The organism is Cyclobacterium amurskyense, assembly GCF_001050135.1.
GTDB classification, from domain to species: domain Bacteria; phylum Bacteroidota; class Bacteroidia; order Cytophagales; family Cyclobacteriaceae; genus Cyclobacterium; species Cyclobacterium amurskyense.
In genome coordinates, this window is the sequence record NZ_CP012040.1 from 1,384,271 (window position 1) to 1,402,509 (window position 18,239).

General features: G+C 37.1%; 19 protein-coding genes. 17 read left to right on the forward strand and 2 right to left on the reverse strand.

Features of this window, described 5'->3' with window-relative positions; translation table 11 throughout:
• Nucleotides 1-6 precede the first annotated feature (6 nt).
• The 17 genes from CA2015_RS05520 to CA2015_RS05600 all read left to right on the forward strand — a co-directional run bounded on the left by CA2015_RS05520 (nucleotide 7) and on the right by CA2015_RS05600 (nucleotide 15,852).
• Nucleotides 7-1,398, forward strand: coding sequence for a NosD domain-containing protein (locus CA2015_RS05520; protein WP_048641000.1), 1,392 nt, complete (start codon nucleotides 7-9; stop codon nucleotides 1,396-1,398).
• 251 nt (nucleotides 1,399-1,649) lie between these two features.
• Nucleotides 1,650-2,549 (forward strand): helix-turn-helix transcriptional regulator, encoded by a 900-nt coding sequence (locus CA2015_RS05525; protein WP_048641001.1) that lies wholly within the window; start codon nucleotides 1,650-1,652, stop codon nucleotides 2,547-2,549.
• 53 nt (nucleotides 2,550-2,602) lie between these two features.
• Nucleotides 2,603-3,043: an SRPBCC domain-containing protein gene (locus tag CA2015_RS05530; protein WP_048641002.1), complete on the forward strand. Its 441-nt coding sequence runs from the start codon at nucleotides 2,603-2,605 to the stop codon at nucleotides 3,041-3,043.
• 236 nt (nucleotides 3,044-3,279) lie between these two features.
• Nucleotides 3,280-4,050, forward strand: a complete 771-nt coding sequence (locus CA2015_RS05535; RefSeq protein ID WP_240477979.1) for a DUF1919 domain-containing protein — start codon at nucleotides 3,280-3,282, stop codon at nucleotides 4,048-4,050.
• Nucleotides 4,051-4,121: 71 nt separating this feature from the next.
• Nucleotides 4,122-5,207 carry an SGNH/GDSL hydrolase family protein gene (locus tag CA2015_RS05540; protein WP_048641004.1) on the forward strand — a complete coding sequence of 362 codons (1,086 nt, stop codon included), beginning with the start codon at nucleotides 4,122-4,124 and terminating at the stop codon, nucleotides 5,205-5,207.
• A 230-nt stretch (nucleotides 5,208-5,437) separates the two neighbouring features.
• Complete coding sequence (locus CA2015_RS05545; protein ID WP_048641005.1) at nucleotides 5,438-5,854, forward strand: EVE domain-containing protein; 417 nt, start codon at nucleotides 5,438-5,440, stop codon at nucleotides 5,852-5,854.
• A gap of 3 nt (nucleotides 5,855-5,857) precedes the next feature.
• Nucleotides 5,858-6,322, forward strand: coding sequence for a hypothetical protein (locus tag CA2015_RS05550; RefSeq protein ID WP_048641006.1), 465 nt, complete (start codon nucleotides 5,858-5,860; stop codon nucleotides 6,320-6,322).
• Between the two features lie 182 nt (nucleotides 6,323-6,504).
• Nucleotides 6,505-7,548 carry an alpha/beta fold hydrolase gene (locus tag CA2015_RS05555; protein WP_169786463.1) on the forward strand — a complete coding sequence of 348 codons (1,044 nt, stop codon included), beginning with the start codon at nucleotides 6,505-6,507 and terminating at the stop codon, nucleotides 7,546-7,548.
• An 86-nt stretch (nucleotides 7,549-7,634) separates the two neighbouring features.
• Nucleotides 7,635-8,063, forward strand: coding sequence for a hypothetical protein (locus CA2015_RS05560; RefSeq protein ID WP_048641008.1), 429 nt, complete (start codon nucleotides 7,635-7,637; stop codon nucleotides 8,061-8,063).
• A 592-nt stretch (nucleotides 8,064-8,655) separates the two neighbouring features.
• On the forward strand, nucleotides 8,656-9,228 hold the full coding sequence (locus CA2015_RS05565) for a TetR/AcrR family transcriptional regulator (protein WP_048641009.1): 573 nt from the start codon (nucleotides 8,656-8,658) through the stop codon (nucleotides 9,226-9,228).
• A gap of 11 nt (nucleotides 9,229-9,239) precedes the next feature.
• Nucleotides 9,240-10,241: an NADP-dependent oxidoreductase gene (locus tag CA2015_RS05570; protein WP_048641010.1), complete on the forward strand. Its 1,002-nt coding sequence runs from the start codon at nucleotides 9,240-9,242 to the stop codon at nucleotides 10,239-10,241.
• A 183-nt stretch (nucleotides 10,242-10,424) separates the two neighbouring features.
• On the forward strand, nucleotides 10,425-11,102 hold the full coding sequence (locus CA2015_RS05575; protein ID WP_048641011.1) for a type 1 glutamine amidotransferase domain-containing protein: 678 nt from the start codon (nucleotides 10,425-10,427) through the stop codon (nucleotides 11,100-11,102).
• Nucleotides 11,103-11,235: 133 nt separating this feature from the next.
• Nucleotides 11,236-11,997 carry a YoaK family protein gene (locus CA2015_RS05580; RefSeq protein WP_048641012.1) on the forward strand — a complete coding sequence of 254 codons (762 nt, stop codon included), beginning with the start codon at nucleotides 11,236-11,238 and terminating at the stop codon, nucleotides 11,995-11,997.
• Nucleotides 11,998-12,027: 30 nt separating this feature from the next.
• Nucleotides 12,028-12,762, forward strand: a complete 735-nt coding sequence (locus CA2015_RS05585) for an SDR family oxidoreductase (protein WP_048641013.1) — start codon at nucleotides 12,028-12,030, stop codon at nucleotides 12,760-12,762.
• Nucleotides 12,763-12,785: 23 nt separating this feature from the next.
• On the forward strand, nucleotides 12,786-13,601 hold the full coding sequence (locus CA2015_RS05590; protein WP_048644372.1) for a DUF6503 family protein: 816 nt from the start codon (nucleotides 12,786-12,788) through the stop codon (nucleotides 13,599-13,601).
• A 555-nt stretch (nucleotides 13,602-14,156) separates the two neighbouring features.
• Entirely contained in the window at nucleotides 14,157-15,293 is a 1,137-nt protein-coding gene (yidD, locus tag CA2015_RS05595; protein WP_048641014.1) for a membrane protein insertion efficiency factor YidD, read from the forward strand.
• A 28-nt stretch (nucleotides 15,294-15,321) separates the two neighbouring features.
• Complete coding sequence (locus CA2015_RS05600; RefSeq protein WP_157470333.1) at nucleotides 15,322-15,852, forward strand: hypothetical protein; 531 nt, start codon at nucleotides 15,322-15,324, stop codon at nucleotides 15,850-15,852.
• A gap of 160 nt (nucleotides 15,853-16,012) precedes the next feature.
• Here the strand turns inward: CA2015_RS05600 and CA2015_RS05605 are convergent, their stop codons facing one another.
• Nucleotides 16,013-17,068, reverse strand: coding sequence for a fatty acid desaturase family protein (locus CA2015_RS05605; RefSeq protein WP_048641016.1), 1,056 nt, complete (start codon nucleotides 17,066-17,068; stop codon nucleotides 16,013-16,015).
• The gene (locus CA2015_RS05610) at nucleotides 17,058-18,155 is read right to left on the reverse strand and encodes a fatty acid desaturase family protein (protein WP_048641017.1); all 1,098 of its coding nucleotides are present in this window, start codon (nucleotides 18,153-18,155) and stop codon (nucleotides 17,058-17,060) included. The genes CA2015_RS05605 and CA2015_RS05610 overlap by 11 nt, the downstream gene beginning before the upstream one ends.
• Nucleotides 18,156-18,239 lie beyond the last annotated feature (84 nt).

The window sequence follows — 18,239 nt, forward strand, 5'->3', positions numbered from 1 at the left end:
AAAAGGATGCATTTTAATAAACTGAAGACAACCCTATTAACCATCCTATTCCTTTCCATTATAAGTTGGAATGTCGATGCAAAAAGGGTAGAAAAACAAAAATTATCCACCCTTGCTGTCTCAAATGAAAATATAGCTACGGTTGAAGCCTTGACCAACCATGGGAAGTTTACTTACCACCTTGACAATACCGGAAACCTTGAGGTTTCAGCTGCGCTACAGGCTATCTTCGATGAACTTGGGGCTTTAAAAGATGTATCGGCTACCATTACATTTTTACCCGGCGTGTACTTCCTGGATGCCCCTGTGGTTGTTAAAATAGCCAGTGTCAAACTAATTGGGCATGCCCACGGGGGAATTGACATACATGGAGCAAATATTGAAAGTGGTACAATTTTCCGACTAGGCAAAAACACTGGCCCTAACTGCATCACCTTTGACTATGCGGGACGTAGCAAAGCTTTTCCTTCAGGAGAAACACCCTGGCCCAACCAAAATTTAAAAGTGGAATTGGAAAACCTTTCTTTTGTAGGGTATAACAATACCGGAGTGAATACTGCCGATGGCTATAGCCGATTTCGAAATGATGAACCCAATTTTAGAGGGCTACACTGGTACCCTACCGAGGACAGGTATAAAGATGTAGAGGCAGAAGGTCAACGGGCAATCGTATTGCCAAAGGCACCCAAAGGAGAAGGTGTAGCAAAATGTGAATTGCTTAGGGTTACAGGCTGCTATTTTACTGAATTATACGTTGCCATTGACATTGCCGATTGCGACGTTAGTTACATCAATAAAAACTGGTTTGGGCAGCTGACCTACGGAATTAGACTCCATGGCAATGGTCAAGGAATGATGGCCAGTGACAACTTGTTTGCCGACTTAGAAACAGCCTTTAAATTAAAGAAACCTGTATTTTCCACCTTCCACAACAATACCTTTGCCTATATAAGTAAATGCTTTGAAATTGATGAAATCCAGAGTTCTACGATTACTGGAAATGCAGTCTACAACTGGAAAATCTCCACAGGTGCAGCAGCCTATGGCTCTTTTTGCCATGTTAAGAAAAGCATGAACTTAAATGTTTCAGGAAACAGCATTGCCCAATACCTTGACAGCAGAAAGCGGAGGAAAACAACGGATTCAGAACCAAATGGACAATCTTTTATTCAGTTCGACAACGCTAAGCAACTGATGTTTTCTAACAATATTGTGCATACCCTTATTAGTCAGACAGTCGTTCGCCTACACAATTCAAGCAACTCTGTGGTAGTGGACAATATTATCACCTTTGGAGAGGGTGGCAACGCAGTGGCTGAAACGGGAGATTCCAAGGACAACCTTTACAGGCCTATAGACCCTAAAGATTCAGCACCCTTTGACAAGTACAAATATTAACTTGCCTCCGATAAGATTTTGTCAGCATTGTTGCAGAAAAAAGCAACAATGCTGACAAAATCAGGTTATTCTAAATGTTTTTCCCAAGGGCTAACACCCTTGGCTATATACATTTCGCCCCGTTAGGGCTCTGATTTATCGGATTATTGCATTTACAAGAAAACCAGACTATTTTCAATTTCAGCATGTAAAAGATGCTTATTTAGGATTTTAGCAATTTAAAGCAAGGCCAAAGAAATTATTCGTCTAAGATGGAACAAGCTACAAACATCGCTAAAAGGACCTCCAATCTGTGGAAATTGAACAACCTTCAAATTTCTCACAATATCATTGATTACAATTCTCTTGGGCTTAATACTTCAAAAAACGAAACTGAATTTGTAAGGCTTCACTTTGGACTCCAGGGGGCTTATGATTTCAAATTTTCGCAGCTTAACGCTTCCTATCAACTTTCAGGACACCATAACAATATTTTGTATTCTGATGGGCTTGAAATAGCCGTTGAAAATAAAAGCAAACGGATTGAAACTTTTGGGATAAACTTCAACACTGATTTTTTTATAGAGATTGCTCAAAATGGTAATGAATCACTAAAAAGGCTTGCTGAAAAGGCGATTAACAAGGAAAACGCCATTCTTTCACCCGAATGGAAAACCAACAATTTCAAAATTCAATCTGTTATTAATGAGATTATTCATTGCCCTTATTCAGAAGGTCTCAAAGATTTGTTTCTCTTATCCAAAAGTATAGAGTTGCTAGTGCTACAAGCTGAATTGTATGAACACCAAGGGAACAAGGCTTATATAAAAGACGATAATGACCGGAAGAAACTATTAGATGCCAAAGAATTATTGAATGCGAGAATTGACAATCCACCTACATTAAGTGAGTTATCAAAATTGGTTTCTTTAAATGAATACAAGCTTAAAAAGGGGTTTAAGGAGCTTAATGGCACTACCGTTTTTGGCTATATAAAACACATCCGCATGAACCTGGCCAAAACACTCTTGCTCGAAACTACCAAAACAGCAAAAGAAATCGCCTATGAAACTGGATATGGTTCTCCACAACATTTTTCAAAAGCTTTCAAAGAGCAATTCGGTATTGCTCCCAATAGTATTAGAAATTTTCCCGATTCTACAATCTTTTAAGTAAGCAAACACTCATTTTCGGGTTTAAATACAACTATAAAAGAAAAAATTCAATGGTAATCCGAAAACAAGTAGCCTTCAATGCCAGTACGTCAAAGATCTGGGAATTGCTAACCAATCCGGCAATGACAAAACAATACATGTTTGGTTGTGAGGTCCTTTCCGAATGGAAGGTTGGCAGTACTATCATATGGAAAGGAAAGATGGGGGATGGTGATGATATTGTTCATGTTAAAGGAGAAGTAACAGAAATTGAAAACGGGAAAAAAGTATCCTTCACCATGCTGGATCCCAATAGTGGAATTATAGACAAACCGGAAAATTACGCCCTTTTAACCTATGAGGTAGCAGAAACTGAATCGGGAACTACTTTTAATTTGACACAGGATTTTGAGGGGACAGAGAATGCGCATAGGAGGTATGAAGAATCTCTTGTAGGTTGGGACATGGTCATTGGGCTCATGCGAGAAATTATGGACGAAAACCCTCTCTAATCCTCTATTAATGAATTACTAAAAATCTTAAACAGAATAAATCCTTCCTTTTGTAACAGGCAATTTTTAATTATATTTATCTTTCAGAAATTACTTTCTTAAAAAAATTTAAACGGAAGACCGGGAAAGCGCTAAAGCTCCTAAAACAACATTTAACAGTGGCATAAAGCATCTTTTTGAAAGCCATTTTAGAGGGATTTATGATCCTTTATTTTTCTATTACCTATCTGATACAAATGCACTTTAATAAAACACGTGATATTTTAAAACGTATTTTGTACTCTCGCAGGATTTTGGCGCGGTATTATTCCTTAAAACGAATAAAAAATCATGATTTCTCCATAATATCAGACAACTGTTGGGGCCGAGAAATGTATCAATTCCTTGGATTGCCATGCAATACCCCTACTGCGGGTATGGGTATTGAAAAAGATTATTTAGATTTTATTGAAAATTTAAATAGTAAATCAGCACATGAGGTCATAGAATTGGACAAAACCCATTGCGAAGGGATAACTGGCACAATTTACCCTGTAGGAAGAAGCCCCTATGCAAAAATTCACTTCCTACATTACGATCGTTTTGATATAGCACAACGGCTATTCCGAATGCGCTTTAAAAAAATCAATACAAAAAGCCTTTATTATAAAATCGACTTTGACTACTACGGTTGCCGGAAAAAGGAAGATATAGAACGCTGGAATAAAATGAAATTACCCAATAGCGTTGCATTTTATTCAGACGACACCTTAAAATTTTATTCCGGAAAAATCCACAATGGGGTTTACATAAAAAAGAAAAATATCCCGGAGAACAACTATATTTTCGGTTACACGCAAAAATATTTTGATTATATTACATGGATAAATACCGGAATCCCCACTCAAACCCTCCAATATAAGGTACTCAATTTTATTTTATTAGACAATGGATTTAACCTTGTTTTCTTTAAATTTATTAAATCGATTTTAAAATACATACCACCTAAAGCTCTCGAGAGAAATTGATTGTGAAAAACTTCCCAAAAACTTAACATTAGCTATCTTGAGTAAGCACAAAATGACCAACAGATCATAAAATGAAACTTGAATTTAAGAATAAAACCACCCAATTATTAATATTACTAATTATAGCCTCTTGCACTTATGGCTTTATTTCAAAAGCACCGAGGCAACATCATCCACGCATCAACGCTTCAAAAGAAGTTGAGATACAACCTCAGAAACTAAGCAACTTTACCCTTGCTGATGGTGAGGAGTACAAATTGGTCAACTCTTCCATTAAGCAATTTTACACCATCGCTTTTAGTGGGGAAATTGTAAAGTTTGACACCCTAACCATTGGGAAAGGAAGTGGCAGGTACCTTACGAGCAACCTGATCATCACTCCTGACAGCATTATAGCTAACAGGGTCACCAATGTAACTGCCAGGACAGCTATCAAGCATCAGCTAAAATTAAAAAATGAAATTAGCATTAAAATTGAAAGAGGCTTAAGTTCAAGTACTGTCACCATTATAAATGAAAATGACACTTTAAGTTTTTCTTCCGATTTTATAGGAATGAACCAACCATTTATTCATTCTTCAGGTACGGAGATAAAGGTTGACACTTTTGAATTTATTTGCGAAGATTATAAGTCTGATGTATTTGTATTTGGCGACAGTTATGTGAGTAGCGCTAATCCATCAAGGTGGCCCTATTATATACATGCGGCAGGCTATCAATTTTTATGTGATGGGTTGCCAGGGGGCAAGTCTAAGGATTCCTATGATTTTATCAATGCTGCCTTTTCTATTCATAAACCCAAATATGCCATTTGGTGCCTGGGAATGAATGATAAAAGTGACGTTGAAAGAGTCGCCAATGATGAATGGAAAGCTTATGTGGAAAAGGTGATAAAATTGTGTGATGAAAGCAATGTGACCCTAATTTTCGCAACCGTTCCAACTGTGGAAATAAGAAACAACAGAGGCAAGAATGATTTTGTGAGGGCATCCGGTTATCGATACATTGACTTTGATGAAGCCGTATCCGACGGAGAAGGCAACTGGAAAGCAGGCATGTTGGCTAAGGATGGGGTGCACCCAGCAGAAATTGGCGCAAAAGCCATGGCTGACAGGTTTATGGCTGACTTTCCTGAAATCAAAAATTACATCAGGTAAAAGCAAGCATCTGATTACCAAAGGACTAAATCCCATTCAATAATCTTCAATTTTATCATGCCATCCATTATGGGCTTGTTTTCTTTCCCATATCTCTATATATTATATGGACATTTTATGTAGAGGCAAAAAGTGACCCCTCCAGAACCATTCAAATTAACATTAATTGATTTGAATCCATTATAGGGTAACAATACCGCCTTTTGCAAGCATATAATTTACCATAAACTATGAATACGTTTATTTTTCAATGTTTACCTCAAAAATACGATTTGAGAGAGAAATTGATAAAAGGGCAGAAAGACACCTGGTATGCCACCCGCTATCGAAACAAAATGCAACCTGGTGATTTGGTGTTCTTTTGGATGGGTGGGGACGACCGGTTTAGAGGCCTATATGGTTGGGGTGAGCTTATTTCAGAGCCCTATATAAAGGAAGATTGGGAGAGTTATGGTGTAGATATTTTGTATAAAGCAAGGTTTGCAAAACCCATAACAAAAAGTAAAATTTTAAAATACCCGAATTTATCCAACCTATTGTTATTTCGTGCCCCGATGGCCTCCAATTTTTTAGTGGATTCTTCAGAGTCAAAAAGTTTGATCAAATTAATCAGTGGCCTAGGAGAACCAACACCATTAACTCAATAAGCTATGAAAGATTCAAAGACAATTCTTGAGCTTGTAAAAACGCCACTTAGTTTCATGGTCTTTTTTTTACTATTGGTCGAGTCTTTTTTTGGCTTTCTTATTACCAATAACGATGACAGTTCAGAGAGGGCAATTCTAATCTGGTCTTCAATACTCTTTTTCGGGGTTACCTTATTGGCCATACTTCTACTTGCCGTAATCAAACCAGAAGCCCTTTCTGGAAACAAAAAATGGACAGAACGATTTGCTCACAAACTAATAACAGATATTTACGATGGCTTGGACGGTTATTTGTCCAATCTTCCAAATGACATTGAGTACAAAGAGGCTTGGTTGACCACCTCGGATGTACTTAAAAATACCTATGTTGAAGACAAAGAGTTTGTGGTCTTTTGCCAAACAATGAGCAAAGAGCTCGACAAAAAAACTGAAATAAGGAAGAAATGGGAAAAATACAGTAAAACCTAATTATCGCTTTTAATCTAAGTTAAAGCTATTACTTGAATTTGGCAGTGTCATTAGGCCGTTCTACCATATGAAAGGCAGGGTTCCCCATTTATCTAAAGGATAACTTACAGATAGAATTCTGAACATTTCCTCTGGTTATCAATTACTTATTGAAAATGTTTTCTATAGTCAAAAGGGGATTTATGAAAAATATACACTTTATATATTTTCAATTGTTTGTTTTCACTTCAATACCCTTTGCCCATGGTCAAAGGATAGAGGAAGAAAAGTATGTCTGCATTGGTGGAATAGAACAATGGGTCACGATCCAAGGTGAGGATGCTAGTAAACCCATAATTCTCTTTATCCACGGTGGGCCTGGAAGCACCCAAAGCCAGTTTGAAAAAAACATGTATGCCAATTGGACCAAGGATTTCATACTTGTGCATTGGGACCAAAGAGGTGCAGGTAGAACCTATGGCCGAAATGCACCGGAAGAATTAAATGAAGCCTATTTAATCAATCATCCATTGTCAGTGGAAACAATGACCAACGATGGAATCGAACTCACCCAATACCTTCTTGATCACCTGAACAAGAAAAAAGTAATCCTGCTGGCTTCTTCATGGGGTTCGGTTTTGGCAACAAAAATGGCCATTAATAAACCAGACCTTTTTCATGCCTATATAGGTCATTCCCAAATCGTTAATTTTTTGAAAAATATTCAAGATGCTTACGAAACTGTTTTTACATTGGCCAGCGATAATAAAGACAATGAGGCCATGGAAATGCTTAAATCTTTTGGTAAACCACCTTATGAAGATGCCAAAAACTATGGAAAACTACTGCGGATAATTAAAAAATACGAAGCAAAAAGGGAAACTCCAGCCCCTGCTTCCTGGTTCCAAATAGCAGCAGACTATGACAATGAAAAAGACAGTGAAGACCGCTACAATGGGGATGATTATTCTTTCGTCAACCTAGTGGGACACAAAAAATTAGGCTTAAAGTCAATGGTCGCGGGAATAGATTTTAGCGAAGATGCTTTGCACTTCAAAATACCCATCTTCCTGATTCAGGGCGAAGGCGATATATTGACTTCCAGGAATTTAAGCAAACCCTATTTTGATAAAATTACTGCGCCAAACAAAGCTTACTTCTTATTACCAAAAGCTGCGCATGGTTTTAATCAATCCGTACTGGACAAGCAGTATGAGTTGATAACTAAGTACCTATACATGGAATAATAAGAAAAAAGCAGGCACATAAACCAAACTGCAATTTAGAAAAACACGCCCTCGGCTAGTTAATCGGATACCAATCAAAAGAAATAATGGATAAATATTTAGATGCAACGGCAGAAGCTGGAATCCGCTTTTACAAAAACTTTAATGACACAGGCAAAGTGGTAATGATGAACCTGCTGAAGTTTAGGCCCCTTGCCGATTATAGCAACCTGGAATCATTGAAGCCTGCTGATCCAATTTCAGGAGAGCAAGCTTTTCAACTTTATATGGAAAAGACCCTTCCCCAACTGATCGAGGCAGGAAGTCGCATTGTCTTCTATGGAGAATGTAATGCTTTTATAATTGGACCTGAGACTGAAAAATGGGATGCTGTTTTATTGGTTGAACACCAATCTGCGAACGCATTCATCACCTTTTCTCAAAAGAAAGAATTCCTGAAATATGCCGGACACAGGACTGCTGCATTGGAAGACTCGAGATTACTCCCCATTACCGAGAAAGAAAAACATCGCTGATCTATTTTACATTCCCTCACTACAAAGCTCAGGTGGGAGATTTGTCAGCATCCACTGATCCACTGGAAACACCCCTAACTAGGATAATTCTCCCTTACGGGGCTGATAAATCGGAACTGTGAGCCAATTTTCCTATGTTTTCCCCGAGTTTATAAAAAGATAGATGGAATATAATATACCCAAAGTTCATCAGAATACTTTCTTTACTTTATAACCTTCTAAACGCTTTCTAAGCTTATTTTTCAGAACGTTGACCCTCTTTAAGGAATAAAACTATTTATTTGCGCCTCTACGGCTCGGCTTGAAGTTAATTATAAACACCTAAAATACCGCCGGCTGCTCAGTCGCACCCCTAAGTTATCCAATATACCAATTCCTTCGGCTCCTCTTAACCGTGTTAACATCAACCTCCTACTATAAAAGCTATAGACCATAACTTTTAATATTTCACCTCGATGTAAGTTTAGCATTGATTTTGCAAGGTCATTGACACAAGATAACTCACTTGTAATCAACAGGAAATAAAATATAAATAAAAAAATGAACGTTCATTCATTATTCTCCGTTAAGTAAGTATTCCAATAAGAATAAAATGAGCAGCATCCCAAAAAGCAGGAATAAAAGAGAGGCCCTGGTAAAGGCGACAATTCATCTTGTCAACAACAATGGCTTCCATGCAGCACCAATGTCTAAGATTGCAAAGATGGCAGGAGTGTCTCCAGGGACGATTTATCTCTACTTTGAAAACAAACAGGACCTGGTCAATCAGGTATATATAGAAGTTAAAGCTTCTTTCACACAGTTTGCTTTTAAAGATTATGTGGAGACTGCTTCAATAGCGATTGACTTTGAAAAAATATGGAAGAATATAGCAGCTTTCAAGTTGAATGAAATAGAAGAATCCATGTTTTTATCACAATGCGAAAATACGCCTATGATAGATGAGCCAAGCAGAAAGGAAGGCTTGAAGCACTTAAGCCCTCTATTGACGCTCTGGGAGAGAGGGCAGGCAGAAGGAGTTATAAAACCCGTTTCTCCTTATTTACTTTACGCATTTAGCATCTATCCAATATCCTTTTTATTACAACAACGCGAGCGGTTTGAAATAAAACCGGAAAACATTAATGAAGCCTATGAAATGGCTTGGAACAGTATTAAAATTTAATTTAAAAAAACATGACTACTACAAAAACGATTAATTTAAAAAGCAGACCACAAGGAGCTCCTGCATTAACAGATTTTGACTTTACCACTTCTGAAAACCCTGAATTGCAGGATGGAGAAGTATTGTTGGCTACAAAATATGTTTCTGTGGATCCTTATTTGAGAGGAAGAATGAGTGATGCCCCATCTTATGTTCCTCCTTTTAAACTTAATGAGCCAATTTCTTCAGGGATTATTGCTGAAGTTTTGGAATCAAAAAGCACAAAATTTACCACAGGTGATAAGGTAATCGGTTCCTTACAATGGAAGGAAACACAGGTAGCCAAAGAACAAGGTCTAAGTAAAGTTGACCCTGATAAGGCACCACTTTCTGCTTACCTTGGGATTATTGGTATGACTGGTCTTACTGCTTTTCTTGGATTGAGAGAGATAGGTAAACCTAAAAAGGGTGAAACCCTTCTCGTATCCGGCGCCGCTGGAGCGGTAGGTTCTGTGGTAGGCCAAATCGGTAAAATCCTAGGACTTCGTGTAGTGGGTATAGCGGGAACCGATGAAAAAGTAGAAATGCTTACTTCCGAATTCGGATTTGACGAAGGCATCAATTATAACACCACCGAAAACATGGCCGAGGCAATAAAAAGTGCTTGTCCAGATGGTGTTGACATTTATTTTGACAATGTTGGCGGTGAGATTTCAGATGCCGTACTTTTCAACATTAATCAATTCTCAAGAACCATAATTTGTGGTGCTATTTCAGTTTACAATAAAACTGAAAAGCCCAAAAGCCTCAGTGTGCAACCCTTCCTGGTAAAGAAAAGTGCTTTAATGCAGGGATTCATAGTTTCTGATTATGCAGACAAACATGCTGAAGCCATCCAACAATTGGCAGAATGGTTGCAACAAGGTAAGCTGCATGCTTCTGAAACCATCATAGAGGGATTTGACAATATACCTCAGGCCTTTTTAGACCTTTTCGAAGGGAAAAACAAAGGTAAAATGGTAGTGAAAGTTTAGACTAAAGATCAGCCACTAAAAAACATACTCTTGTTGCCGACACTTTTAAAAAGACAATTACTTGTCACTTTAAAAGCGTTGGTACCGAGAAAGGATCACTAAATAAACCTTATGCTCTAAGACTCAGTATTTTTTTTGAAATGCTGAAGAATCTTAGGGTCGAAATTAAAAAAATAAAAAACGATGAAAGTATTATTTGTATTGACTTCCCATGATAAATTGGGCGAAACTGGAGAAAAAACCGGGTTTTGGATAGAAGAATTCGCGGCTCCATATTATTTACTTAAGGACAATGGGATTTCAATAACCCTGGCTTCCCCAAAAGGTGGACAACCCCCTATTGACCCTAAAAGCAAGGAACCTGACTTCCAAACAGCATCGACAAAAAGGTTTAATGAGGACAAGGAAACAAAAGAAATCCTGTCTTCCACTGTGAAATTAGAAACAGTAAATCAAGCAGATTATGATGCGGTGTTTTATCCAGGTGGTCATGGACCATTATGGGATTTAGCAGAAGACAAAAACTCTATTGCATTGATAGAGGATTTCATAAAAAACAACAAACCTGTTGCTGCTGTTTGCCACGCTCCAGCCATTTTTAAACACACTAAAAATGCAGACGGAACACCTTTAGTAAGTGGTAAAAAAGTAACCGGTTTTACTAACGGCGAAGAAGAAGGCGTTCAATTGACAGATATTGTACCCTTCCTGGTAGAGGATATGTTGAAGAGAAATGGTGGCATCTATTCCAAAGGTGATGACTGGGCTTCCTATGCAGTAGAGGATGGCTTATTAATTACCGGACAAAACCCAGCTTCTTCAGAGTTAGCCGCTGAACTTTTATTGAAAAGACTAAGTTAATATCTCTTAGAAATAGAAAGAAAGGCCTTAGGATTAGACCTTTGGCCTTCCTTTCTATTTATTTCTTTTCATTTTCAAGCTATGGCACAATATTAATTAAATTGCCTTAATCGTCACCCTAAATATAATTTAAATGTTTAGACATCAAGGCAAAAGCAGAACTTACAGGCACAATTTGCAAATTGCTACTTTTTTGTCTTTTGTGGCTGGAATTGTTAATGTAGCCGGATTTTTATCAATTAAGCAGTTGACTACAAATGTCACAGGTCACTTTGCTTTATTTATTAATGACCTTTCCAATTTTGAGTTTTGGAAGGGCACCATTTATTTCCTTTATATATTCTCCTTTCTTTTTGGCTCCTTTTTATCAAGCTTTTTAATTGAAAATTATCGAGAGAACAAGAAGTTAAATGTCTTCGTTTTACCAACAATAATCGAATGCATTATTTTATTATCCATTGCCTTGATGAGTAATTTTGTGGTCATAACTCATCCAGATGTAATTGCCTGTTTGCTCCTTTTTGCAATGGGTATACAAAACTCATTCGTTACCAAAATTTCTAATACTATTGTAAGAACCACGCATTTGACCGGATTATTTACAGATTTAGGCATAGAATTGTCTCAATTGTTATTTCCAAAACGACACCCCAACAGAGAAAAAATTAAAGCCACGATTAAACTCCGTATTTTTATTATACTTTTCTTTTTTGCTGGTGGACTTATAGGAGGTTTTCTTTACTCAAGGATTGGTCTTGAATTAAACACTTTAATTTTTGGTGCGATAATATTATTAGGCGGTCTTTTTTACGACGATTTTAGATACAGAGTAATTAAAACAAAGCGAAAATACGACCAAAGGAAAAAGAACAAAATCAAGAAACTAGTTGCATAGCCATTTTCCATTCCACCATCAAACGAAATTATGAAATTAGAGAATAAAGTAGTCATAGTAACAGGTTCTTCAAGAGGAATAGGCAGAGAAATCGCACTTCATTTGGCGGACAATGGTGCGAAAGTTATTGTAAATTCTTCCAGTAGTTTACCCGATGCACAAAAAATAGTTGACACGATAGTTAAAAACGGTGGTCAGGCTTTGGCCATTAAGGCAGATGTAAGTAAAAAGGAAGAAGTTACGCAGCTATTCGACGAAACGATAAAAACTTTCGGACAGGTGGATGTATTGGTCAACAATGCTGGGGTAATGACTACAAAAAAATTAAAAGACTTTACACAGGAAGACTTTAGCTGGCAGTTTGACATAAATGTAAGGGGTGTTTTCAATACCTTGCAAGAAGCGGACAGCAAACTGGCTGACAATGGAAGTATCATCAACTTCTCTTCTAGCACCGTAAAAATGATGTTCCCTACTTATGCTTTGTATTCTGCTTCAAAGGCTGCTGTAGAACAGATGACTCGTGTTTTTTCCAAAGAAATTGGTAGAGGGATATCTGTCAATGCCATTGCTCCAGGACCTACAGAAACAGAGTTGTTTTTAAAAGGGAAAAGCCCTGAATTTATTGAGAAGCTAAAAGCCATGAATGCTTTTAACAGATTGGCAACACCAATGGACATTGCCAAAGTAGTATTGTTTTTGGCAAGTGAGGATTCAAAATGGGTATCTGGACAAGTAATTGGCGCCAATGGAGCCATGGTATAACCCTAACAATAAAAAAACAACTTATGAGACTGAGTTTAATTTCACTGATTATTATAAATGCCCTACTTATTTCTTGTAATGGCAAGGAACAGTCCAACACACAGAAAGAAGGCTTAACTTCCTTTCAAAACAAAGGGCATGAAACCGTTTACCACATGGTTCAAAAAGTGGGTAACTATTCTGTACTAAGCAAAAACAAGGACGTGGTATATACTTATACCTATCAAACCCCTGATGGCAAAACAGATGTTTCCACAGAAAAATACCTTTTTGATGGAGAGCTTTCCTATGGTGCATATCAGCAACATGAGAGAACACTTCCAGACTTGGAAGGCCTTATTGAGCAAGGATACGATGGTTCGGAATATTGGCTTAAACACAAAGGGGAAATCATAAATGACCCAACCGCACTAAAAAGAGTGACCTTTAACAGACCCACCAATTTCTATTGGTTTACCATGTTTCAAAAATTATTGGATCCAGGATTGAACTATGAATACATTGGAGAAAAAACCATAGACAATGCTGTTTACGATATTGTGAAAATCTCCTTTGATTCAACTGATGGAAAACCAACCGATATTTATCAGGTCTATATCAATAGGGATACCCAAATGGTTGACCAGTTTCTTTTTACTGTAGTTGATGCTGGAGTGGTAGATACCCCTCTTTTGATGCAACTTGAATATGAAGAAATAGGTGGCCTCCTTATTCCTACCAAAAGGGTATACAAAGCATCAAACTGGGACGCAGAAGTCACTGATGCTCCATGGATAAAAGTAAACTGGAACAATATCAAGTTCAACAATGGTTTAAGCTTAGCTGATTTCAAAAAATAAGCATTTTCTAAACCCTTATTAGGCGCCAGACTTTCTATAGTGCAACGAAACCAATTCTCCTAAAGGATGATCAGGGTGGCCAAAAGAAAATCAGACTGTTTGGAGATTTTAGCATAGCACCGCTATGGTGAAATTGAAAACAGCAACGAAGTGGTTGATTTTAAAGCGATTTCAGCACGTAATAGAATGTCTATTGCATATTTCGGGTTTAATCTACCACATTTCAAATCGAAAAAATATTAAGGCCCGAACTCAATCAGACAGCGAAGCTTCTTTTCTAAATATATCTTAAGAATATTAAATAGGAATAAATAATGTCAAATGACAAGCCTTATCAAACTTTAACCTTTTAAATAAAAATATACTTACTCAATTTTTATCAACACATAATAAGTCCATGAAAAAAAATGTCTAAAACTGAATGTTTTATTGGCTAATCAGCAATATCAAAAAACCCCTAATAAAAGGTTATTTATTATTTGGATAACTATAATTTAAAATCTAGTTTCGCGAAACTTTTATCATTTTTAAAGGCATTAGCAGGTTAATTATTTAATGAAAGCCACTTTAACTCTTTTATTCCTCTGTTTTTTTCATTTGCCTCAGGCCTCAAGTCAGGTTCAAGAAAGTGGAATTTCAAATCTTTTTAATATTTATTCCAACTATATCAGCGACACTCGCGGACAGAAATGCCCCATGTATCCAAGTTGCTCCCATTATTCCATGCAAGCTTTCAGTCAGTTTGGGGCATTAAAAGGAGCTTTATTGACTTCAGATAGACTTATCAGGTGTGGGCATGAGCAAAGCATCTATGATCTAAACTGGGAAAAGGATGAACCCAAATTCGAAGATTTCCCTAATTGGGGTTTTAGTGAGGACCCTTTGCCAAAACGATATCCATCAAAGTTTTCTCAAAATGTCAGCTTCTACAATGCGAATAATGACACCACCTTTTTCCTTTCTTTAATAAACTCGAAAGACTACGAGAGTGCAATTATTGAATACAAGCGAATGGTTCATTTTGGAGCAAAAGATCAACAGTCGCTAATACTTGAATTGAACTATCTAATTGCTTTAAACGCAATAGGTAACTATGAAAAAGTAATATTTCATTTTGAAAATAAATTGAATGAGGAATTAAAAAAAGAGCCTGAAGTAATTTTGGAGCTGGCAGATGCCTGGTTCAGGTTAAATAACTTTGAGAAAGCCCTATCAACTTTAAAAACAATTGATTCAACAAGCTATTACTACCCTCATAAAAACTTATTTACTGGCGTAGCACATGCTTATATGAATAATTACGAAGCTGCTGTTACCAATTTTAATCAAATAGATCAAGATTTTATTTACGCGGATTATGCCAAAAGCAACATAGAGCTAATCCATGGGATTGCTGCGCTCAAAAACAAAAAACCTTACGTTGCTGGTCTTCTGGGCTTAGTGCCAGGAGGAGGTTATTTTTATGCTGGTCAGAATACTACTGGAATAACTTCATTGGTGCTTACTGGCCTATTGGGCTATGCAAGTTATACCAGTTTTAAAACCAAGAATCACGGAGTTGGCATTTTAGCTGGAGTTTTCACCCTTACTTTTTATTCTGGAAGCATTACTGGAGGGATCAACGCTATAAAAAGACAAAACCTTAACAAAGAGAAAAAATTAAAATCAAAACTATTATATATCACACAATAATCCATTTCACAGACTAAACCTTTAAACTATGATTACAAAAATCTACAACTCACACGCCGTTAGGGCATTATCACTACTCCTAGCACTTTCAATTACTTTGATGTCTTTTGGACCCAAAAATTATGAAAAGATACTTTTGAGATCCGGAACTTTGATCGCATTGGAATCTGCACAGGAAATCAATTCCGCGAATGTAATTGCAGGTCAATCCATTGATTTTTTTGTAAGAAGTGACATACGTGTTGATGACAAGGTGCTCGTAAGAAAAGGGACAATCGCCAAAGGTATGGTACAACGCGTAGAAAAAGCTAAAGGTATTGGTAAAGAAGGGTTTGTTGAAATCGAAATTCGATCATTGCCTGCAGTTGATGGAACTGAGATTCTATTAACAGGAGCCAAGGTTTATGAAGAAGGTGAAGACAAGCAAACGCTTTCCATAGTATTAGGCGTCTTGGTTTGCCTTTTGTTTTTAACCATGAAAGGTAAAAACGGTGTTATTCCTCAAGGATATTCTATCGATGCACGTGTAGGTAACGATGTATTGGTAGCAGTAGATTAATACACAAATTTCAACTTTGAAATTATAAATGGGTTTAATGAGGCTAGTTTCAACTGCTAAGCTTCGTTAAACCCATTTCTATTATTGCTCAGGAACCCAAAGGAAAATACAATTAGAATAGTTGAAATTGTTGAAACTTTATGATTAAGCGCACCATTAATTATGGCCTACTCATTCGCTTCAGTAACTTAAAATGAGACAGAATTCCTCCAACATAACTCGTCTGATTGGGCTGAATATTGTGATCGGCCAGCACTGTATACAATATCTGACTGAGCTGAGGGTAATACGTATGGTGTATGTGCGGGAATAAATGATGAGCGATATGATTGTTAAAACCTCCCAAAATAAAGTTGGCCGTTTTACTGAAAGGATGCATATCGTTGGAGCTCTTGATCTGGTTCATTACCCAAGAAGTTTCAATCGTTCCATCTTCAGTTGTATCAGGATACAGGGTTCCCTCCACATGATGCGTCATAAAAAAGGTCAGCAATAGAAATAAAGATTGGGCCAAATGCATGGCTAAAAACCCCAATAGCACTATGGCCCAAGCCTGTTGAGAATAAAGCAAAGGTAAGCCCATGATCAGCACAAAATAGCTGCTTTTTTGGATCCAAAATGAAAGGTGATAGCCTCGATTCTTTACCTGATCGTATTCATCCTTTGAATAAAGCAAGTAGAAATCTTTAACCAATATCCAAAAAAGGGAATAGGTAGTATAGGCAATTGGTGCATAGATCGGTTGAAATTTATGGTACCAAAACCAGGGACTTCCAGGAATTATCCGAATCAATTTTGAAATCCTTAGATCAGAATCGTAATCTTTAACATTCGGTGCAAAATGATGCGATTGCACGTGTCTTTGCTTCCAGGCTTCCCCGTGCGCACCTACAAGTGTGTACAAAGCAATAAAGCAAAGGTTATTGACTTTTTTACTTTTAAAAAGGGTATTGTGTGAACAATCGTGAGAGAAATTGAAAGCAAGCAACAAGGTCATAAAGCCAAATGACACATAGGTCAATATAAACAATGAAGGACTTTGGACAATAAATAACAGGGCATAGAAAATCCCGGACAAAGAAAAATAAAAGGAAAATTTAAGGATATTTAATATAAGGAATGCCTTTCTATCAATAAGCAGTTCCTGCTCCACATTCCTATAAATGGTCTGTAGCAATTCACTGTCCTGGGCTATATGAAGGTGTTTATTTCTCAAAATCCATGGTCTGTAGGGTTCTATTGGCTCCCATGTATTTCAAAAACCTAAAATGTGCGGCAATTGATTTACCATAAGGCATTTCCATATAAGTCAAACCATGTTTATCCGCCAACTGCCGAAAGAGAGGCAGTATTTTCAGGTAATGGACATGACTAATATTGGGCAACAAATGATGAAGGGCATGTGCATTGAATCCGCCGAGGGTCCAATTCAGAAGAACGCTATTGGCATTATAGTCTACAGAAGTACACATTTGAAGCTTGGCCCAACTCATGTTTAGTTTATTATTGGTATCAGGCTGGGGATGGGCCACATAATCTGAAACATGTGACACCCCTAAAACAGCTACAAAAATGAGGGAAACCATAAAGTGATTCAATAGAAAGGCAAGCAAGACAATTCCCCAACCAAAAGGCAATAGGTAAACAGGAAGGAAAATCATGTACCCAAGGTACAATACTTTGTAAATCAATAATTTGAACGCTTCCTTTCGTGGTATTTCGACTTTAATGGTCCGACTTGAATAATTCAATAGCATTAATGTATCCCTGAAAAAGAACCAGTTAAGCGAATACAAAAGATAAAGAAAAGGTGCGTAAATGTATTGGTAGCGGTGAAACCACTTTAATTCCTGGCTTTCAGTCATACGAAAAACAGGATTGTTCAACACATCAATATCACTTCCCTCTACATTGGTATAGAGGTGATGGGATTCATTGTGGTTTTTACCCCAAACATAGGCATTGTTACCTTGAAGATTGAAGCTTAAAGAGAAAAGAAATTTATTCCAAAATTTACCTTTTACCGCCACACCATGTGCAGCATCGTGAGATACATTGAAGGCTGTCAGAAGCACAAAAAAGCCCATCAGTAAATAGAAAACAAAGAAGCTAACAAGGTTAGTACTCGATAGCATCAATACATAAAACAAAAGGTCCAGGCCAAAATAAAGGAAGATCTTAAAGTACATGGTACTGTTCCCTGATTTCTCCAGTTTATTCTTGGAGAAATATTCCGACAAAACTTCATTCAGTTCCTTGTAAAAAGCCGTCCCTTCGTCTTTGGTAAACTTTAATTTGTTCATAACCAATGGGTAATCCTTGTCAATTACTTTGTAATATAGGACAAAAGTTTCTCAGTATTGGCAATAAACTTCTAAGCAGGCAAA

Bases quoted from the DNA above. Each gene is read 5' to 3' on its own strand.
- CA2015_RS05520 (WP_048641000.1), top strand. From the start codon at position 7: ATGCATTTTAATAAACTGAAGACAACCCTATTAACCATCCTATTCCTT.
- CA2015_RS05525 (WP_048641001.1), top strand. From the start codon at position 1,650: ATGGAACAAGCTACAAACATCGCTAAAAGGACCTCCAATCTGTGGAAA.
- CA2015_RS05530 (WP_048641002.1), top strand. From the start codon at position 2,603: ATGGTAATCCGAAAACAAGTAGCCTTCAATGCCAGTACGTCAAAGATC.
- CA2015_RS05535 (WP_240477979.1), top strand. From the start codon at position 3,280: ATGCACTTTAATAAAACACGTGATATTTTAAAACGTATTTTGTACTCT.
- CA2015_RS05540 (WP_048641004.1), top strand. From the start codon at position 4,122: ATGAAACTTGAATTTAAGAATAAAACCACCCAATTATTAATATTACTA.
- CA2015_RS05545 (WP_048641005.1), top strand. From the start codon at position 5,438: ATGAATACGTTTATTTTTCAATGTTTACCTCAAAAATACGATTTGAGA.
- CA2015_RS05550 (WP_048641006.1), top strand. From the start codon at position 5,858: ATGAAAGATTCAAAGACAATTCTTGAGCTTGTAAAAACGCCACTTAGT.
- CA2015_RS05555 (WP_169786463.1), top strand. From the start codon at position 6,505: ATGAAAAATATACACTTTATATATTTTCAATTGTTTGTTTTCACTTCA.
- CA2015_RS05560 (WP_048641008.1), top strand. From the start codon at position 7,635: ATGGATAAATATTTAGATGCAACGGCAGAAGCTGGAATCCGCTTTTAC.
- CA2015_RS05565 (WP_048641009.1), top strand. From the start codon at position 8,656: ATGAGCAGCATCCCAAAAAGCAGGAATAAAAGAGAGGCCCTGGTAAAG.
- CA2015_RS05570 (WP_048641010.1), top strand. From the start codon at position 9,240: ATGACTACTACAAAAACGATTAATTTAAAAAGCAGACCACAAGGAGCT.
- CA2015_RS05575 (WP_048641011.1), top strand. From the start codon at position 10,425: ATGAAAGTATTATTTGTATTGACTTCCCATGATAAATTGGGCGAAACT.
- CA2015_RS05580 (WP_048641012.1), top strand. From the start codon at position 11,236: ATGTTTAGACATCAAGGCAAAAGCAGAACTTACAGGCACAATTTGCAA.
- CA2015_RS05585 (WP_048641013.1), top strand. From the start codon at position 12,028: ATGAAATTAGAGAATAAAGTAGTCATAGTAACAGGTTCTTCAAGAGGA.
- CA2015_RS05590 (WP_048644372.1), top strand. From the start codon at position 12,786: ATGAGACTGAGTTTAATTTCACTGATTATTATAAATGCCCTACTTATT.
- yidD (WP_048641014.1), top strand. From the start codon at position 14,157: ATGAAAGCCACTTTAACTCTTTTATTCCTCTGTTTTTTTCATTTGCCT.
- CA2015_RS05600 (WP_157470333.1), top strand. From the start codon at position 15,322: ATGATTACAAAAATCTACAACTCACACGCCGTTAGGGCATTATCACTA.
- CA2015_RS05610 (WP_048641017.1), bottom strand. From the start codon at position 18,155: ATGAACAAATTAAAGTTTACCAAAGACGAAGGGACGGCTTTTTACAAG.